General features: G+C 41.1%; 17 protein-coding genes. All 17 read right to left on the reverse strand.

What is annotated here, in order from left to right:
• Window positions 1-2: 2 nt before the first annotated feature.
• Window positions 3-437, reverse strand: a complete 435-nt coding sequence (locus DW251_RS08305) for a hypothetical protein (protein ID WP_015567814.1) — start codon at window positions 435-437, stop codon at window positions 3-5.
• A gap of 25 nt (window positions 438-462) precedes the next feature.
• Window positions 463-780, reverse strand: coding sequence for a hypothetical protein (locus DW251_RS08310; protein ID WP_005611085.1), 318 nt, complete (start codon window positions 778-780; stop codon window positions 463-465).
• A gap of 64 nt (window positions 781-844) precedes the next feature.
• On the reverse strand, window positions 845-1,057 hold the full coding sequence (locus DW251_RS08315) for a DUF6199 family natural product biosynthesis protein (RefSeq protein WP_117874782.1): 213 nt from the start codon (window positions 1,055-1,057) through the stop codon (window positions 845-847).
• Window positions 1,058-1,404: 347 nt separating this feature from the next.
• Window positions 1,405-3,780: a VirB4-like conjugal transfer ATPase, CD1110 family gene (locus DW251_RS08320; RefSeq protein ID WP_118300731.1), complete on the reverse strand. Its 2,376-nt coding sequence runs from the start codon at window positions 3,778-3,780 to the stop codon at window positions 1,405-1,407.
• A gap of 92 nt (window positions 3,781-3,872) precedes the next feature.
• The gene (locus DW251_RS08325) at window positions 3,873-4,385 is read right to left on the reverse strand and encodes a PrgI family protein (protein ID WP_118173456.1); all 513 of its coding nucleotides are present in this window, start codon (window positions 4,383-4,385) and stop codon (window positions 3,873-3,875) included.
• A 12-nt stretch (window positions 4,386-4,397) separates the two neighbouring features.
• The gene (locus DW251_RS08330) at window positions 4,398-4,808 is read right to left on the reverse strand and encodes a DUF4313 domain-containing protein (protein ID WP_006858871.1); all 411 of its coding nucleotides are present in this window, start codon (window positions 4,806-4,808) and stop codon (window positions 4,398-4,400) included.
• 12 nt (window positions 4,809-4,820) lie between these two features.
• The gene (locus DW251_RS08335; protein WP_004611540.1) at window positions 4,821-5,663 is read right to left on the reverse strand and encodes a hypothetical protein; all 843 of its coding nucleotides are present in this window, start codon (window positions 5,661-5,663) and stop codon (window positions 4,821-4,823) included.
• A gap of 54 nt (window positions 5,664-5,717) precedes the next feature.
• Window positions 5,718-6,119: a hypothetical protein gene (locus DW251_RS08340; RefSeq protein ID WP_044986705.1), complete on the reverse strand. Its 402-nt coding sequence runs from the start codon at window positions 6,117-6,119 to the stop codon at window positions 5,718-5,720.
• Between the two features lie 297 nt (window positions 6,120-6,416).
• Complete coding sequence (locus DW251_RS08345; RefSeq protein ID WP_006060469.1) at window positions 6,417-6,941, reverse strand: hypothetical protein; 525 nt, start codon at window positions 6,939-6,941, stop codon at window positions 6,417-6,419.
• Window positions 6,942-7,033: 92 nt separating this feature from the next.
• Window positions 7,034-9,229 carry a VirD4-like conjugal transfer protein, CD1115 family gene (locus DW251_RS08350; protein ID WP_118300733.1) on the reverse strand — a complete coding sequence of 732 codons (2,196 nt, stop codon included), beginning with the start codon at window positions 9,227-9,229 and terminating at the stop codon, window positions 7,034-7,036.
• A gap of 6 nt (window positions 9,230-9,235) precedes the next feature.
• Window positions 9,236-10,354 carry a PcfB family protein gene (locus DW251_RS08355; protein ID WP_004611534.1) on the reverse strand — a complete coding sequence of 373 codons (1,119 nt, stop codon included), beginning with the start codon at window positions 10,352-10,354 and terminating at the stop codon, window positions 9,236-9,238.
• Entirely contained in the window at window positions 10,354-10,758 is a 405-nt protein-coding gene (locus DW251_RS08360) for a hypothetical protein (RefSeq protein WP_006858865.1), read from the reverse strand. Before DW251_RS08360 ends, DW251_RS08355 begins: the two co-directional genes overlap by 1 nt.
• Window positions 10,759-10,767: 9 nt before the next feature.
• Entirely contained in the window at window positions 10,768-11,952 is a 1,185-nt protein-coding gene (locus DW251_RS08365; protein WP_118300735.1) for a hypothetical protein, read from the reverse strand.
• Window positions 11,953-11,981: 29 nt separating this feature from the next.
• A complete protein-coding gene (locus DW251_RS08370) occupies window positions 11,982-13,424 on the reverse strand; it encodes a relaxase/mobilization nuclease domain-containing protein (protein ID WP_347474643.1) in 1,443 nt (480 codons plus the stop codon).
• The gene (mobC, locus tag DW251_RS08375) at window positions 13,411-13,743 is read right to left on the reverse strand and encodes a plasmid mobilization relaxosome protein MobC (RefSeq protein ID WP_118300737.1); all 333 of its coding nucleotides are present in this window, start codon (window positions 13,741-13,743) and stop codon (window positions 13,411-13,413) included. Before mobC ends, DW251_RS08370 begins: the two co-directional genes overlap by 14 nt.
• Before the next feature lie 4 nt (window positions 13,744-13,747).
• Window positions 13,748-14,269, reverse strand: a complete 522-nt coding sequence (locus tag DW251_RS08380) for a multidrug transporter (protein WP_118300739.1) — start codon at window positions 14,267-14,269, stop codon at window positions 13,748-13,750.
• A 393-nt stretch (window positions 14,270-14,662) separates the two neighbouring features.
• Window positions 14,663-15,640, reverse strand: coding sequence for a DUF3991 and TOPRIM domain-containing protein (locus DW251_RS08390; protein WP_118300743.1), 978 nt, complete (start codon window positions 15,638-15,640; stop codon window positions 14,663-14,665).

Here is a 15,640-nt window from a genome sequence, read left to right on the forward strand (position 1 = left end):
TATCATTTTACATTTTTATATGAAATCACAATATGACTTGGTGCAAATAATACTGATGCAATAATCAATAGCACTGACCTACTCATAATCCCACTAAATAAGAACAACATTGAAGGAATAATAGAAAGTGCTAATGCTCTGAAAATGCTGTTTTTCTTAAAACATATAATCCAAATAGCACAATAAAGCATTACCAATATGGTATCTACAATCAGATATACTGCAAATGTTTCGTCAGACCACCACCCGAACCAAGTTCCCGGAATATTGATTATCATGAATCCGAAACAACCCAATCTCCCTACTTGTTCTGTGACCTCAACATATTTATTGTTCCACTTATTATCAAATCCATCTTTGCACTTAATCGCAAATACAACATTGGGTATCATAATGACTGCAATAAAAATCAGCCCAAAAACATTAAACCATTCCATATTATCTACCATCACAAACTTGAATTTATACCCGGTACTTGTCTCGATTTATAGTCATATCAACTAAATGAAATACAAGTAAGATAATAAAAAAAACGGAAACTATTATTATTCCTGCGCCCAGCTTGATAAAATCAATTATACCGCCAAGACAAAAGAGCATTGCCCATGTCTTAATCCGTTTTCCAGTAACTCTGCATATTTTCTCTGTATTTAATCCAGTATAATCTCCTGATAAAAACAGCACACTTCTTTCTGTATTCCTTGATTTGATAAAAAATCTTCCAACAAAAAAGAGAACAGTTGCCATCAGTAAATCAATAAATATAATTATTATTTTCATTTTCAACACCTCTAATTCTAAGTTCACAACTTCCGATTTTCTCAATTCTCCAAACTTGAATTTATTACTCCAAAATAACCGGAAGCATAATCATAATAATTCCAAATAAGGCAAATAGAATACCACCTATTTTTGTTGTTTTCAAGTAAAACTCAGATGGTTCATCTGCACAATAAGATTTCCATTTTTCTGTTAATTTCCATATTAAGCCCGGCTTTAAGAAGATAAACATACCTAACGCAAAGATTATGATTCCACCACCAATAGACCACCACATATTTACCACCTCCTTTAGCAAATTCAATTTTCTTTTCCCTAATAATTACAAATATTCCTTGGAAATTGCTTCCACACCATACATTTCCATAAATGCATCCAGGTCCGCTGCTGCATCCCCAATCAACATATTCTCGTCAAAGTGTACGATATGCATATCTTAAAATCCAGCCACATGTTCTCCGGTACAAATGATACATTTTAGAACTGCTTCCTTATTTATTTTTCATATCGAATCTTATATGCTTTTTTCTTAAAAACAGGGAATATCTAATTTATTATCATCAAGGTCGGATATTCATCCGACCTCTTGATTATACTATAGATTCTATAAAAATTCATCTGTTATCACTGCAGCATTGCTTCTTTTTTCTTCTGTTCCGCAATCTTCTCATGAATGTTGGTATTATACAGCCTGTACAAATCTGTATCCTTACTAATCTGATTATCAAATGGAATCACCACAGAACCACACTTGATAAGTCCCATTCCCGATGCAGTATTGGTTACGAATCTTAGCTGTGCCTCTGATACCCCGATAACTTCCGCCATCTTGGAACTGTCTGTATTCGCCTGTTTTAAGAGTGCCACAAACTCAGAGTTTGCAAGCATTGTGGTTGCTGTATAGTTCTGCAACAGATCGACGACATTCTGCGTGATACCGGTACAAAGTCCTCCCTGCTTTCTTACTTTCTTCCAGAGCTGCTGCAGATATTTTGCAGAATACTCGGAATTAAGCAGGACATGGAACTCATCAATATAGAGCCATGTTGCCTTGCCTCTCTTGCCATTTTCAACAATCCTGTTCTGAATAGACTCCATCATGACAAGCATTGTGATAGGACTAAGCTCTGTACCTAAGTCCCTGATGCCATATACTGTGAATCTGTTATCCACATCCACATTTGTCTGGTGATTGAAGATGTTAAGTGAACCATTTACGAAAAGCTCTAGTGACAATGCAATGTCCTTTGCCTCGTCCTCCGGCTGCGCCATAAGGATATCGTAGAAATCACTCATTACAGGGATATACTTCTCTTTGCTCCTTGCAATGTCGATATACAATTTTCTCACACAGCGGTCGATGATTGACTTCTGTCTTGAATTTAAACTGTCCCCGATACACTGCTCACAAAGTCCAAGCATAAACTCGCCCTTCTCTCTAACCATTCCCTTGGAATCATTCGGATCAAGGCTCCATACATCCATCTCCAGCGGATTCACATAGTTATCCGTGTAGGTAGACATATTTACCACTGTTCCACCATAAGTATCAGCTATATCAAAGTACTCGTTCATTGGATCTATAACGATTATTTCATCATCACCCGACAAGAATACGCTGCCCATCTCCATCTTACAGAAGAAGGATTTACCGGAACCAGGCACTCCGAAAACGAAGCCATTTCCGTTGATAAGCTTCTTTCTGTTACCGATATTCACATTCTTGCTGATCTGGTTGATGCCATAATAGTTCCCTGTGCTGTCATTTAATTCCTGCACATTAAATGGCATAAGCACCGCAAGTGACTGGGTAAGAAGTGTACGCATTGTCTCCACCTGTCTTACACCAATCGGAAGTGCTGTGTTGAGTGCCTCCCTCTGCTTTAAGTAGTGTGTGTCAATCGTGCAGCTGTTACGTTTTCCGATAGTCTCTACTGTCTCACATACACTCTCAAGCTCCTTCTTGCTTTCTGCCATAAGAATAATGGTTACTCCCACGAAGAAAAGGCACTGGTCATTCTCACGGACATCATCCATGATTTCCTCAATCTCCTTTTTCTCCGTTCTCTTGGCATATGAGATTTCCGTAGAAAAATCGTTATTCTTATTACGGACTCTCTGCTGCTTAATGATATCCGACTCAATACCAAGGTATTTCTTCTGAAGCACCTTTGTGGTCAGATCCTTTGGTACGGGCACCACATCAATGCTCGTGATGGAATGAACCGGAAGGGAAGTAATCTCATTGATGAATCTGTCTGACAAACTGCTCGGATACTTTTTGATAAAAAGTGCCTTGCAGAATTTACTCTCATCCTCAAAATGGTCCGGGAAATATTTCACCATTCCATTACATAGATCATTTCTAAAATCTGCCCCGACCTTCTTAGCCTTTTTGATATCAAAATCAAAGCTGCCCTCATCTCCAAGATGATAATAGTCATAGAGCACTTTCAGTCTCTCATTGCCATTAAGTGGTACAATCTCCGCACCAAGCTCAATGAAAGCCTTGTGTATCGTTGCCTCAAGGGTTGCAAACTGTGCCTTTGCCTCCTCGAAGTTCTTTCTCTCAATCGTGATTGTCAGGTATCTCTCCTGCTCAATCCCCTGTCTGCCCTCAATAATCTTCTCCTCAATGATGTCATTGTAGATACTTCTATAATTATTGAAGCCATCGTTTTTCTCAGCAATCAGAACCTTATCACGGAGTTCATCCATGTTTTTGTTCTTATTGTTGATCGTAATCTTATAATTACAGTCCAGCGAATTTAAGAACTTACAGTATCTCTCAAATATGCCGATCTGCTCATCCTCGGTTGCTGTCGTGTAATTGATGTCCTGAAAGCGGTAGCATTTGGAATACTTATTTTTGCTTACTTCAAAAATGCCATTTTCAGCCACCGCCATAATCTCTATGGTTTCCTGAATGGATTTAGGTGTCTTATACAAAGGCTCACTCGCCTTCTTTAATAACTTAAATCCGTCTGTAAATAAACCCATGTCTCTAACCTCGCTTTCTTATAATGAAAGCCCGCCGGGAACTTCACCCTGCGGGCTATGTTCCCGACCTTGCGGTCAGATACTATTCGTTTCTAATGCATTGCCTTATATGCTGCAATGCCTGCTACTGCCGCCACAATGACTGCGACAAGTCCAAGCAGCATGTTTCTCGTCTTTTTCTTCATTGCTTCAAACTCCTCCTGCTTCTTTACAGCCGAATCAGCTGTTACAGTCTCCTGTTCTGCCTTTCTGCCTTTCTTCTTTACCTGTTCATTCTGTTCTGCTTCTAACTGCTTTATTGCAGGTTCTCCCTCTGTTGATACATAGGTAAGCGCCCTGTTGCCAAACATAAAATGCAGTTTCTTTCCCATATACTCGTAGAAATTCATCCCATTAAAGGAATAAAATCCGCCAAGAGCAATCGGTGCCACACATGGAATTGCCACATAAGCAGAACCCGTAAGACCGATATACTTGTAAAGAAGAAGGACAATACTGCCACCGACCACTACGCTTGCAATGGAAAATATAAGCTGCCTTGCAGTAAGTCCCATCGCAACCGATTCCTGATAGCGGTCAATATCCTTGTTTACTTCGATTACCATTGTCCCTACCTCCTATCTTGATAAATCCTTTGTTTCCGGCTTTCTTGTCATTCCAATATTCGCCTCATACTTATCCATTCCATCCGGACACAGTTCCCTAAGCTTATCCACATTGAACAGATAAAGCGGATATTCGCAGAAACCGCTCCTTTGCGTGAATCCTGTAAACTCTCCAAGGTCATTGTCTGTAATAAACTTTTCAATATCCGGCATGTCATTCACATTCAGATATCCGCAGTAATTTGGTGCTGCAACCGACAAATTCACAGTCACATCCCCAAAAGGCTCCTCATATCCATCTTCATTACACATAAGACCGATAAACATTGCCCTGTTATTCATATACTGCTGGATATCAAATGTCACCTGCGTTTCTCCGGTTATGCTTGAATTATAAGTAACCTGTTTCTTTTCATTATCCATTTCTGCCTCCCTCTATAATCCAAATGCCTTGCTTGTAAGTGTCTGTGCACCCTTCACGCTTCCAACAGTCATTGCTATCGTAAATGTCATTTCACACAAATAAATAAGCGTCTGTGCCCAGTCAGCGTAACTTCCTGTAAATGCCGGAAGTCCTGCATTGATAAATGCATTACATACCACAATTGCAAGTGCCATCGTTACTGCCTCGAATACACACGAAAGAAAATATTTGCAGTAGGTAGCCATTGTATGACTGACCATTCTGTTTCCTGCCATTGTGGAGCATGCAATCGCACCAAGCGGCACAATAATCAGTATCTTTAAGAACCTGAAATACACTGTGTAAATGATAAAGAATCCACAGATAATAATGATGATTGCAAGCAAAGCTGTAAGTATCAGCATTACCAGACTCTCACCAAATCCGAGTCCCTTAATGATGTCTGCCTGTGTACTGTCAATGGCAAGCTGCGTCGTTGTCCCCGCAGATATAAGTCCCACCAGATTTCCTATGGAAGTAAAAAACGCTTTCATAATCGTGACATTATTTGCAACAAACCATTCTGCAAGTCCCAGTCGGATAAGCATACGAAATATAGACTCAAACCTCATCTCATCTTTTACATCTATGCTTTCCGAGCAGAAACCGATAACAAAGAACAGCACAACGAGGGAAGAGCCGACCGCTACAAAGACCGGCTCTATACCCTCAATGACTGCCCAGGGACCTCCGCCCTTGAAACTGACCGGTGACTGTCCAAGCATTGCAAAGACCAGGGATATCTGATTGTTCCAAAACCCAAACACTGCCTCAAGAAGTGCAAGGATCTTATCACCAAGCTTAAAAATATCCATACTTGTTATTCACCTCTTTCCTTTTACTAAAAGGGGAAATGCATTTCCCTAATCTTAGAAGCCTAAGAATGTCAGAACTGTTGAAATACCAGCCATCATGACACCTGCCACAATTCCTTTCAGAGCGGAGTTCATGGTAGATGAATCCTGCTGCTGGTAGGCTTGTGCGAACTCCATAACATTCTTTGCAAGAATGATGACACCAACCGCACCAATGACTGCAATGATAAGTGTCTTTAAATTCTCAAGCGGCTGTGTTACTGCGGAAGTACCTGTACCTGCTGCAAAACAAGTAGTGCTCATAAGCATTACTCCCATAAGTGCTCCGGATACTGCCGGAACCATTCTTTTCTTAAAATGAAGTAATCTTCTCTTCATGCCTTTTCCCTCCAAACCCTTGTTTTCTGCACTATTGCAGACTGAATTGTTAGTTACTGTAATCTGTTCTTTTCTCATGATAAAAATCTCCTTTTTCTTGATGTGTGACAGATATGGAAAAAGCCAGAAAGGAATGTACACATTCCAATCCGGCTGATTTCCGAATGGAATATATACATTCCTCTCTGTCTTTGTTTTTTTACTATATGATTATCAGGCAATGCCTGTTGTAAAGATTAATCGGGCTTTCCCCGATGCGTTGTGCTTCAACCACCTCCTTTTATGGCATGAAAAAAGCACTCTAACCTATTATTGGCTAAAGTGCTTTGTAAAACAGTTATTAAATTATTTATCAGTCAGACAAACTTGAAGTTGTCAAAGAGAATTGTTCCAGTATTCCACAGTATTGCCATTCACATCATAGAATGTAATGGTTCCCGCATTTATAGGCAAAACAATCGCAAAAGGTTTATTGCTGTCAATGTCAAGCACTTGAATTGTGTTGCCGTCATCTATTTCAAGCTGTGTTACCTGTTGCTGATTCATAGAAATAAATGCTCGCTCATTATATCCTTCTACAGTGTACTCGGCAATTCCTCTTTGAACCCCCGAAAGTTTTCCACCCCCACGGAAAAAGTATCCAAAGGAAAGACCAGGGCGGTTGACATAGACGGAAAAAGAATGGTCACTCAAATCCTGAGGGTAAGAAATATATGCAGCCATCGTGCTGGAAACGCTTCCATCGACCGTCCAATCATCCTTAATCTTCTGCGACGAACGAATATCTGTCTCCAGCTTAGATGAAGTCACGCCGATCTCATTGTTCGTATAAAGAAAACAAACAAATAAAATACAAACAAGAACAACCCCTATCACAATTTTAAGAAATATTTTTTTCACGCTATCAAAACTCCTTGTCAACTACCGATTTGTAAGTTTCTTTAATCTCACATAGACACAGTATACCACAACTTCTGTGCCTATGCGATAACTTACTGCTTCTTTCGATAAGAACTCATCTTCTCCACCGTTACCTCTGGATAGAAATAAGTCAGTATCGTTGCTCTAGGAATTCCTGCCGCAAGTGCCATCTTTAGCTCCTCTTTCTGCTCAGGTGTATATGACCAATGAAGCATTCGGTTTGTAATAGTATCTTCCCACTTAGGCTTTTCCCTTTCAGGATTCCTTACAGGCTTACCACCAGCGTTTCCACTAGAACCACTGGCAGTTGCTGTACTATCTGCTTTCTGTGATTCATCGACATACTCAAGCTCATTTGCCTGTTCCCTGTCTATCTTTGCTTTCTGCTCTGCTTCATCCTGCATGGAGAATCTTCTGCTTAATTCCACATCGCCAAGCATCATAAACTGCTCATAGGTTAGAGAATCTATATACACATTCTCGCCCTTATCCTTCAGTTTTTCATAATACTTAACTGCCTTGTCTGAAAGAATCTCAAATGGCGGACCGATAAGATTATTTGCTCCTCTTATCTCGTGAACATAAGGCTCTCCCTTGCCATCTGCTGTCTGGTTAAACATCGGATGATTAAATGGAATAAACTTGTTGTCCATGATAGGATCAAATCCACGGATAAAAATAATACATTTCTTATTATCCAGCTTTCTTACCTCATCGGGTGTAAACAGTTCCCTGCCTAAAACATCATAATTTCTTGACGAGCTTCCCTGCCTCCCCTTTGTCTCTCCGCTTGATTTTTTATCAATCGTGCCTTTTCCAAGCAGTTCCGAGACATACTTGTGCGTACTCTGCTCATTGCCTCCAAGATAGATGAAAGTATCGCAGTTGCCTGGAATGGTTTCCCAAGTATCCTTGAAAAGTGCCTTTAACTGGGCAAAGTTCTGTATGATGATAATACTGGAAATTTCCCTGCTTCGCATTGTAGAAAGCAGCGAACAAAAATCATCTGGCAATGCAACATTCGCAAATTCATCTAACATAAATGTCACATGAATCGGGAGTCTGCCACCGCAGTTAAAATCCGCCTGATAGTACAATTCCTGAAATATCTGCGTATAAAGTAGTCCAATAATAAAGTTATAGGATTTGTCACTATCCGGGATTACACAAAACAGTGCTGTCTTTGTCTCTCCATCCCCATTCACTCCAATACCGATATCTGACAGATTAAGCTCATCTTTTGAGAGTAATCGTAAAACCTGCTTATTCTCAAGAAATGCAAGTCTTGAGTTGGCACTGATGATAATGGAACGGACGGTATCTCCTGCACCTCTCATACACTTGTTGTACTGTTTTACTGCCGGATGATTAGCTCCAAGTGGAGAACTCTCCTCTAAGAACTTCATTCGCACATCCAGTTTCGATGCCTTTCCCTGCTCTGTCACTTCTGCTTCTCCAAGAAGCTTCAGTACTGTCTCAAAGTTTCTCTTTGCCGGCTGTACCTCCAGCCACACATAATAAAAGATAGCCTGTAAGAACAATCCTTCCGCTTTTTCCCAGAACGGATCACTTGGTGTCGCTCCCTTTGGTGTCGTATTGCTGATAAGGTTTGTAATCAGCTTGACCACATCTGTTTCCTCTCTGATATAGGAAAATGGATTGTAACAGTCTGATTTATCCATCTCTAACAGATTAATGACTTTCAGGTTATATCCGTTATTTTTTAACATCTGCCCGCAGCTTCTAAGGATTTCTCCCTTTGGATCGGTACAGATAAAGGAACAGTTATGCGGCATCTGCATAAGATTCGGCTTTACTTCATAAAATGTTTTTCCTGCTCCGGAACCACCACAGATAAGGATATTTCCATTGAGCTTGAGTCTCCTGAAATCCAGCGACATCTTCACATTCTGGCTGAGTATCCGGTTGAAATTTTCATCCTTATCTGCAAGTATCTTGTTGACCTGCTTCGGATTTTCAAATCTTGCCGTACCAAATTCTTTGCCAGGCATATAGTTTCTCTGACTGGTGTAATACATGACAATAGCCATCGCATAGATACCTAATGCAATGGCTACTGCTTTTACTGTATTGGAATTGTAATAATTGGCAAAAGGAACAGCACATACTTCATTGAATCTGTCCATAAATTCATTAAAGGCAATCCCTTCCGTCCACGCACCATTTATCAGATAACCAAGATACCCTGCTAACACTGCACCCACAAGGATGAATATCAGTGACGGCTTTTTCTTTGTTGTCTGCATAGGCTGCTACCTCGCTTTCTTTGTGGTAACAGTTTTCTTCTGTGTGGTCTTTTTCTGCTGCTTCTGCACTTTCTCGTAACGCTCCCTGACAGATGACTCCACCTTGTCGTAGTGAGTATAAAGCTCGGTTCCTTTCTGGGTTGTCACCACACGATTCTGCTCATCGTAGAGCTTATAATCCTTGGTGGAATCAAGGAAGGTAAGCATTGTCTTTCCACCATGAATCTCCATGATGTTTTCCTTACGGAGCCATACATATCTTGCCTCTTCTCCCCATGTGCCGGGAACTCTGGTCTTAACAGCATGGTCATTTTCTTCGATAATCAGCTTCTTGCTGATTGTCACATCTGACAGGTTCGCATTTTTTGATGCTGCAACTGCCCTCATTCTCTCAGCAAGGTCCTGATAGCCTCTGACACGGTTGATAAATGCATCCTTGTCCATCATGACTGTATGGGTGCCATCCTCATTTTTCTTTCCAAGCACACCGATTGTCTCAAGCTGTTTGATAACACTTTCAGCCTGCTCACCATTGATACTGAAATTCTCCTTGACCTGATCCACACTGATAGCTTTCTTTTCCATTGCAAACATTCCGACCTTTTCGATCAGTCCGTCAATAGCGGTATTAACCCTATCCCCTTCTATCGTGTGGCTTTTCTCGTTTCCCTGCTGTTTCTTCAAAAAATCCATCAGCTTGCCAAGGGATTTTTCATCTCCATTCTTCAGATAATCGTCAAATGTGGCAATCTTACCAAACTTGAGCTTCTGTATCATCATATTCACACGGGGAACTGCCTCTGTATGAAAGATTACCTCACTCAGTCCATCTTTCCTGTTACAGTCTGGAAGTACCGAATACAGGATTCCATACTTCTTTGCCATCTTTTCAACCTTTTTCATATCTTCGGTATTAAACTGCAACACCTGTAAATCGCCACCTTTTAAGATCAGCTTTCTCATGGATGTCTTGCCAAGTGACTTTTCATAATCAAGCATCCCTTTTAAGAAATCTATTGCCTTCTGCATGGCAGCAATGCCGCCGCTTCCTACCTTCATGGCAATCTCAATGCCATCATAAGCTACACGGATGATCTGCACCGCTTCCTGAATCTCTTCTGCCATTATCGCACCTCCACTTTCTCTCTGACTGTTGTTTTAAGCGTTTCTGTCTCTGTAGTACGGATTTCCTCGGCTGATACATCAATACCATAAGCAGTCAAAATATCTGCCAGATGATTGATTGCTTTCTCCTCCTCGATACGATACATTTCAAGTGCCACAAGCAGGTTTTCCACCTGTTCCACCCATGCAGGCTTCATATCATATTTAGACCTGTATGTGACCATAATCTCGTCCGACTCAGCCTTATCCGCTGAATGTGCCAAAGCTTCAATAAGAGAAATCGTGTCTTCCTTGCTGCCACTTCTGAATGCGAACTGGACAACAAAGTTTTTCTCTTCCTCTGTAAACTGATGCTCCACACCATTCATCTCTGTTACTGCTTCATTTACTACTGCTAAATTCATAAGTTCCTCCTAATCTGCCATGCTGTTTTCAAGCACAGCAATCTCAATGATCTCCTTCATCTTTTCCGCTGAAATGTTGTTGTTTATGAGCTCTACAAGCTGTGACTCAGTAAGTCCCTTTTCTATTGCACTCTTAATCTGCACAAGCTGCGCCGGAACAAGGTCTCCCGATGCAACCAGCTTTACAATGTCTGCTCTTGACTTTTTCTTAAATGACAGTCTTGCAAAAAGACTTGCCACTCCGCTGTTGCTGCTCTTTCTCACACTTCGCTCAATCGGAAGTCTCTGCACCACATTTCCAGTACCATCAACTACCGGAATCTGATAATAGACCGGAATCCCGTTTGCCACAGCCTGCATATTCTGCGGAACTGCAACTGTATCAACCATCTTTTTTTCTGCCTGTGGTACGGACTGGCTTTCCTGCGGCTCTGCCTTACTTTCTGCCCCTTTCTTATTCTCTATGGCAACACTTATGATCTTATCTTCCAATGACTCTATTCTGTCTCCCATACGCTTCATCTCCTTATCCTTTTTCTCAATATCATCCCTGAGCCTTGCAATCGTACTGCTTGCCTTATTCAGTTCATTCTGCTGACTGTTGATAAGAGCATCCTTATCCTGATTCTCCTTGACCAGACGCTCCCTGACTTCCTCGTCATCTTTGGAAGTTTCTATTTCAGAAAGCTTCTTATTCAGGGCATCATACCTTTCATTCTGGTGATTGATTTTTTCCACCACTTCATCCATCTGAGCTACAAGACTTTTCACATACTCTAAATCCTGTGGTATCTGCTCTTTGGCTTTATTAAGCTTATCTAATACCACATCAAACATCCTGCGCATGTTTACTGCTGTATCATCTTTTTGGACTACCTCTCTGATTGCATCAATCGGCACACCTTTTTCATAGTAATCCAATGCTGTCTGCATCTTAGGTGCTGCCATCCTGCTATCTTTCAGCAGCGTTAACAACTCTTCTGATACACCCTTATGCAGACATTTTGATAACACCCTCATCTGCTCAATGTCATAACTTTTTTTAAGATACAGACCGATTTCATCATCAGTCAGTCCATATTCATAATCGCTTTTGACAAGAGCAATAACCTCACTGTCCATATGCTTATTACGAAGAATCTGTATCTTTCTCTCAATCGCCATTTCACTTAATGGCTCTCTTTTTTCTTCCATATATGCCTCCTAACCACTAAAAAAACAGCCTAATGTACCGGCTGTTCTTTTCTGTCTCTTATTGTTTCTTTGTCATACTGCTTCTCTTCTGCCGAAGCTGATACAGTAAGTTCCTTCCATATTGATCTTCCAAGGCTAAGTTCCTTTGATACCGCCCGTTCTGCCTTACAGTCCTGTGCATACTTGCTCTCATATTTTTTTCTAAGACTCTCGACCTCTTCCACACTATATCCCTGTGCCAGAAGCTCAGTGTTAAGCCTTTCCCATGCATTGTGCTCGTCTTCAAAGAAGGTATCCCCACTCTGATAACACGATTCCGCATCATCAAGCCCCCGGATCTGTTCTGCCTTGTCAAAAATATCTTTGAATCTTTCCTTAGCCTTATAGGTCTTACTCTTTTCCTTTGATGCTTCTTTTTTCTTATCCGTCAGATTATCAAGTACCGATACAAGTTCTTCCGCACTCTCAATCTTATGCCTTACCAAAAATAGATACTGCTCCTGTAGCTTATGCATCTTTCGGATATCATCCTTATACTTCCATACCTGACTATATGGCTTCTTTTTCAGCTTTCCAATCCGGTAAAGCTTTGCATAATATCTTTTCTGCAAGCCTGACATCTTCGCCCTGCGGTATCTTTTGACATAGCACTTTACTATCGCTGCCTGCCTTTCCTCATTCTGTGACTGGTAAAAGGATAAATCTTCCTTAGCAATACGCTCCACAATAGCTTCCTGTGAATAATTCTCGCCAAGAGTCTTACATCTTCTGAATCTTGTCATCCCCTGTAGTCTGACTGCCAGATACTTTCCCTGCTTGACCTCATATCCTTTTTCCGACAGCAGCTCCAGAAATCCACTGAAATCATTTGCCTGTAAAATGCAGGCATCAAGATCTCTTTTTATCATATCTGCCCACACAAAGCTGCCTTCACGATATTCGCTCCAATCCTTATAATTCTCGTGCTGTTTCTCTTTGCTGCCATCCTCCACATCTATAATGGAAAGACCATACTCCTGACACAGCTTATTGGTAATCGGCTGGATATACTTTGCCCAGTCACCTTTCTCGTAGCGATACTTTTTCCCATCCACAAAGCTTACACTGTTAAATACAATGTGTGAATGAACATGGTCTGTATTATCATGAACCACAAATACCGCTTCATAGGCATCACCAAGATATTCTGCTACAAACTTCTGTGTTATCTCAAAAGCCCTGTCTGGTTCCACCTCATCCTCTTTGAAAGAAAGAATGATATGATACCCCTGTCGCTTGTCTGTTTTTCCAAACTTCTTCTTTGTATCCATCATCTGTTCAAAAGCCATATCTGCCTGGCAGTTTATGGCTCCCACAAGTCTTCCTCCCTGCGTTTTCTCAGGATTCATTACATAATCCAGTGCCCGCTTTAAATGCCTTGCATGAAAAGAATTCCCGCTGTCCTTCATGTGAAGTATCTTACTGATTGCCAATCTTTACCACCGCCTCGCTGACAGATTGATTCAGCTTTTTCATATATGCCACAAGCTGTTCCTTATCTTTCTTGGAATATATCTGAGCATTACTGTTAAATACAATCTGATTGATGTTAATGCCGATACGGTTTACCTCATTGATAAGCTCTTTAAGAAGTTTCCTTACTTCCAGATAATCATTTGGTTTCTGACTGATTAGAAGCCTGATATATTCGGCTTCATTCATTCCATTAGCCTTTGCCTTATCAGAAAGCACTTTCGCTTCCTGTGGCATAAGTCTTAGTGTTTTCCTTATACAATGAACTTTATCTGCCATAGGATCACCTTCCTCTCTTACCCGTACTGTATTCTCTTATTCCTTCTGCTACTGTTACAGCAGCCTTTTCAAGTTCTTTATTACCCAGCTGGGCAATAACCCTGTCTGCAAGCTCTGTGGCAACTGCTATAAGCTCCTTACCATGACTGGTCTTGTCGAACAATCTGTCCAGTCTCTTTTCATCTGCTTTCAGACTTTCATACTTGTTCTGATACTCGTTATAGTCGTTAAAATCCTTTGGATCACTCCTGTGTGCTTCCGCATCAAGTATCAGTTCATAGTTCCATTCACAGACAATATCTATAACATCATCAATCGAATATGGTTCTATCTCGCCATTCTCTTCAGCAATATCCTGCCTGTACATCTTCCCATCTGAATCTATGCCAATGGCATAATCATGTCCTTCCATATAGTTAAGCAGAATTGCAGCATCTTCTATCGAAGGGTTTAGTAAGATATCAAATGTGTCTGCCCAGGCAATAAGTTCCTCTGGTTCTGCGATTATTGTAAGTTCTTTATCCATTGCTTTCCTGCACCTCCCTTATCCGTGTTTTGTATATCTCTTCCACCCACACGCCTGTCTGAATCTCTTAGGTTTACGGCTAGATACGCATTAGAGACATCTCTGTCCTAATGCCATCTAGTTAGGGAGAAAATCTCCCTAAAACCCTCTGTTTATGAAAGTGGGGGCGCTTTTTGCCCCCACTTTGCTACTTTGGGGGCACTTTCTGCCCCCATTTTGTTATTTTGGGGGCGTTTTCCGCCCCCACTTTTATTTTTACTTCAGTCCGGATTTTGTCGTGTCCAAATTGTGGGGGCACTTTCTGCCCCCACTTTGACATTTTGGGGGCGCTTTCTGCCCCCACTTTGCTGTTTTGGGGGCGCTTTCTGCCCCCACACATCAAAATCCGATTTCTCATGCCCTGACTGGTTCATCTGCTCTCTGATTCATCTGGTTCAGATTAAGCTTTGCAGCCACAAGCCACTCGTTGTAATCCTTATATCCGGCTGGAGGCGGACAGTCTTCTACCTCATATCCAAGCTCATAATACTTTCTCATAAGTTCAGTAGCTGCTTTTCTCCCCGGCTCATCTCCATCAAGGCAGAACCGGATGGAAGTAATCTGCGGATGTTCCCGAAGAAATGTCTCAAGTGGTGCATCTGCAAGCATTCCAAGTGCCAGCTTATTTGATTCATAATCCGTGAAGATATCAACATAACTCATAAGGTCGATTGCTGCCTCAAATACTACAAGCTCTGTACTGTTCTCATTTACCACATTAAATCCATAGTTCTTATCATTTCCTGTGACATCACACTTGAATGGCTTACCCTGCTTATCAAACACTCCCCGCATACTTGCAAATCTTGTCACTCCATTTTTATCATTTCCTTTGAAAACGACATTGTGGTAATGCCTGCTCTCATAAATCAGTCCATCTTTTAAAAACAGATCTATGACTGCTCTGCTGATTCCTCTCTCCTGATTCAGATATGAAATAAGATAGGAATTATCTCCTGCAGGTTCCGGTAGGACAAACGGCTTTCTCTCCTCTGCCTGCTTCTGCGATACCTGATGAACAAGTGGCTGCTTTACAGGATTCTCGATTCTTCTGTATCCTGCAAAATCTAAAAGCCAGAACACAGCCTCTTTTACACTCATTCCACAAAATACCCGTAAGAAATCTATCTGTGAGCCGCCATTGTTGCCTTTGTCAAACTGCCTTGACCATCTGTACCAATGGCTTCTGTTATAGATACGAATGGAATCCATCTCCTTTAAAGTGTGGTATTTGCCAATCCTCTTTACTGTATACCCAAGGCTTTCTGCAACTGCACACAGGTCAACACTCTTTGCTATGGCAAGCTCTTCATCCGTAAATCTTCCATCCAT

Source organism: Clostridium sp. AM22-11AC, from assembly GCF_003473545.1.
In the GTDB taxonomy this organism is placed as follows: domain Bacteria; phylum Bacillota; class Clostridia; order Lachnospirales; family Lachnospiraceae; genus Enterocloster.

What these genes read in the sequence shown, in the direction of transcription:
- DW251_RS08305 (WP_015567814.1), bottom strand. Translation starts at nt 437, where the DNA reads ATGGAATGGTTTAATGTTTTTGGGCTGATTTTTATTGCAGTCATTATG.
- DW251_RS08310 (WP_005611085.1), bottom strand. Translation starts at nt 780, where the DNA reads ATGAAAATAATAATTATATTTATTGATTTACTGATGGCAACTGTTCTC.
- DW251_RS08315 (WP_117874782.1), bottom strand. Translation starts at nt 1,057, where the DNA reads ATGTGGTGGTCTATTGGTGGTGGAATCATAATCTTTGCGTTAGGTATG.
- DW251_RS08320 (WP_118300731.1), bottom strand. Translation starts at nt 3,780, where the DNA reads ATGGGTTTATTTACAGACGGATTTAAGTTATTAAAGAAGGCGAGTGAG.
- DW251_RS08325 (WP_118173456.1), bottom strand. Translation starts at nt 4,385, where the DNA reads ATGGTAATCGAAGTAAACAAGGATATTGACCGCTATCAGGAATCGGTT.
- DW251_RS08330 (WP_006858871.1), bottom strand. Translation starts at nt 4,808, where the DNA reads ATGGATAATGAAAAGAAACAGGTTACTTATAATTCAAGCATAACCGGA.
- DW251_RS08335 (WP_004611540.1), bottom strand. Translation starts at nt 5,663, where the DNA reads ATGGATATTTTTAAGCTTGGTGATAAGATCCTTGCACTTCTTGAGGCA.
- DW251_RS08340 (WP_044986705.1), bottom strand. Translation starts at nt 6,119, where the DNA reads ATGAGAAAAGAACAGATTACAGTAACTAACAATTCAGTCTGCAATAGT.
- DW251_RS08350 (WP_118300733.1), bottom strand. Translation starts at nt 9,229, where the DNA reads ATGCAGACAACAAAGAAAAAGCCGTCACTGATATTCATCCTTGTGGGT.
- DW251_RS08355 (WP_004611534.1), bottom strand. Translation starts at nt 10,354, where the DNA reads ATGGCAGAAGAGATTCAGGAAGCGGTGCAGATCATCCGTGTAGCTTAT.
- DW251_RS08360 (WP_006858865.1), bottom strand. Translation starts at nt 10,758, where the DNA reads ATGAATTTAGCAGTAGTAAATGAAGCAGTAACAGAGATGAATGGTGTG.
- DW251_RS08365 (WP_118300735.1), bottom strand. Translation starts at nt 11,952, where the DNA reads ATGGAAGAAAAAAGAGAGCCATTAAGTGAAATGGCGATTGAGAGAAAG.
- mobC (WP_118300737.1), bottom strand. Translation starts at nt 13,743, where the DNA reads ATGGCAGATAAAGTTCATTGTATAAGGAAAACACTAAGACTTATGCCA.
- DW251_RS08380 (WP_118300739.1), bottom strand. Translation starts at nt 14,269, where the DNA reads ATGGATAAAGAACTTACAATAATCGCAGAACCAGAGGAACTTATTGCC.
- DW251_RS08390 (WP_118300743.1), bottom strand. Translation starts at nt 15,640, where the DNA reads ATGGATGGAAGATTTACGGATGAAGAGCTTGCCATAGCAAAGAGTGTT.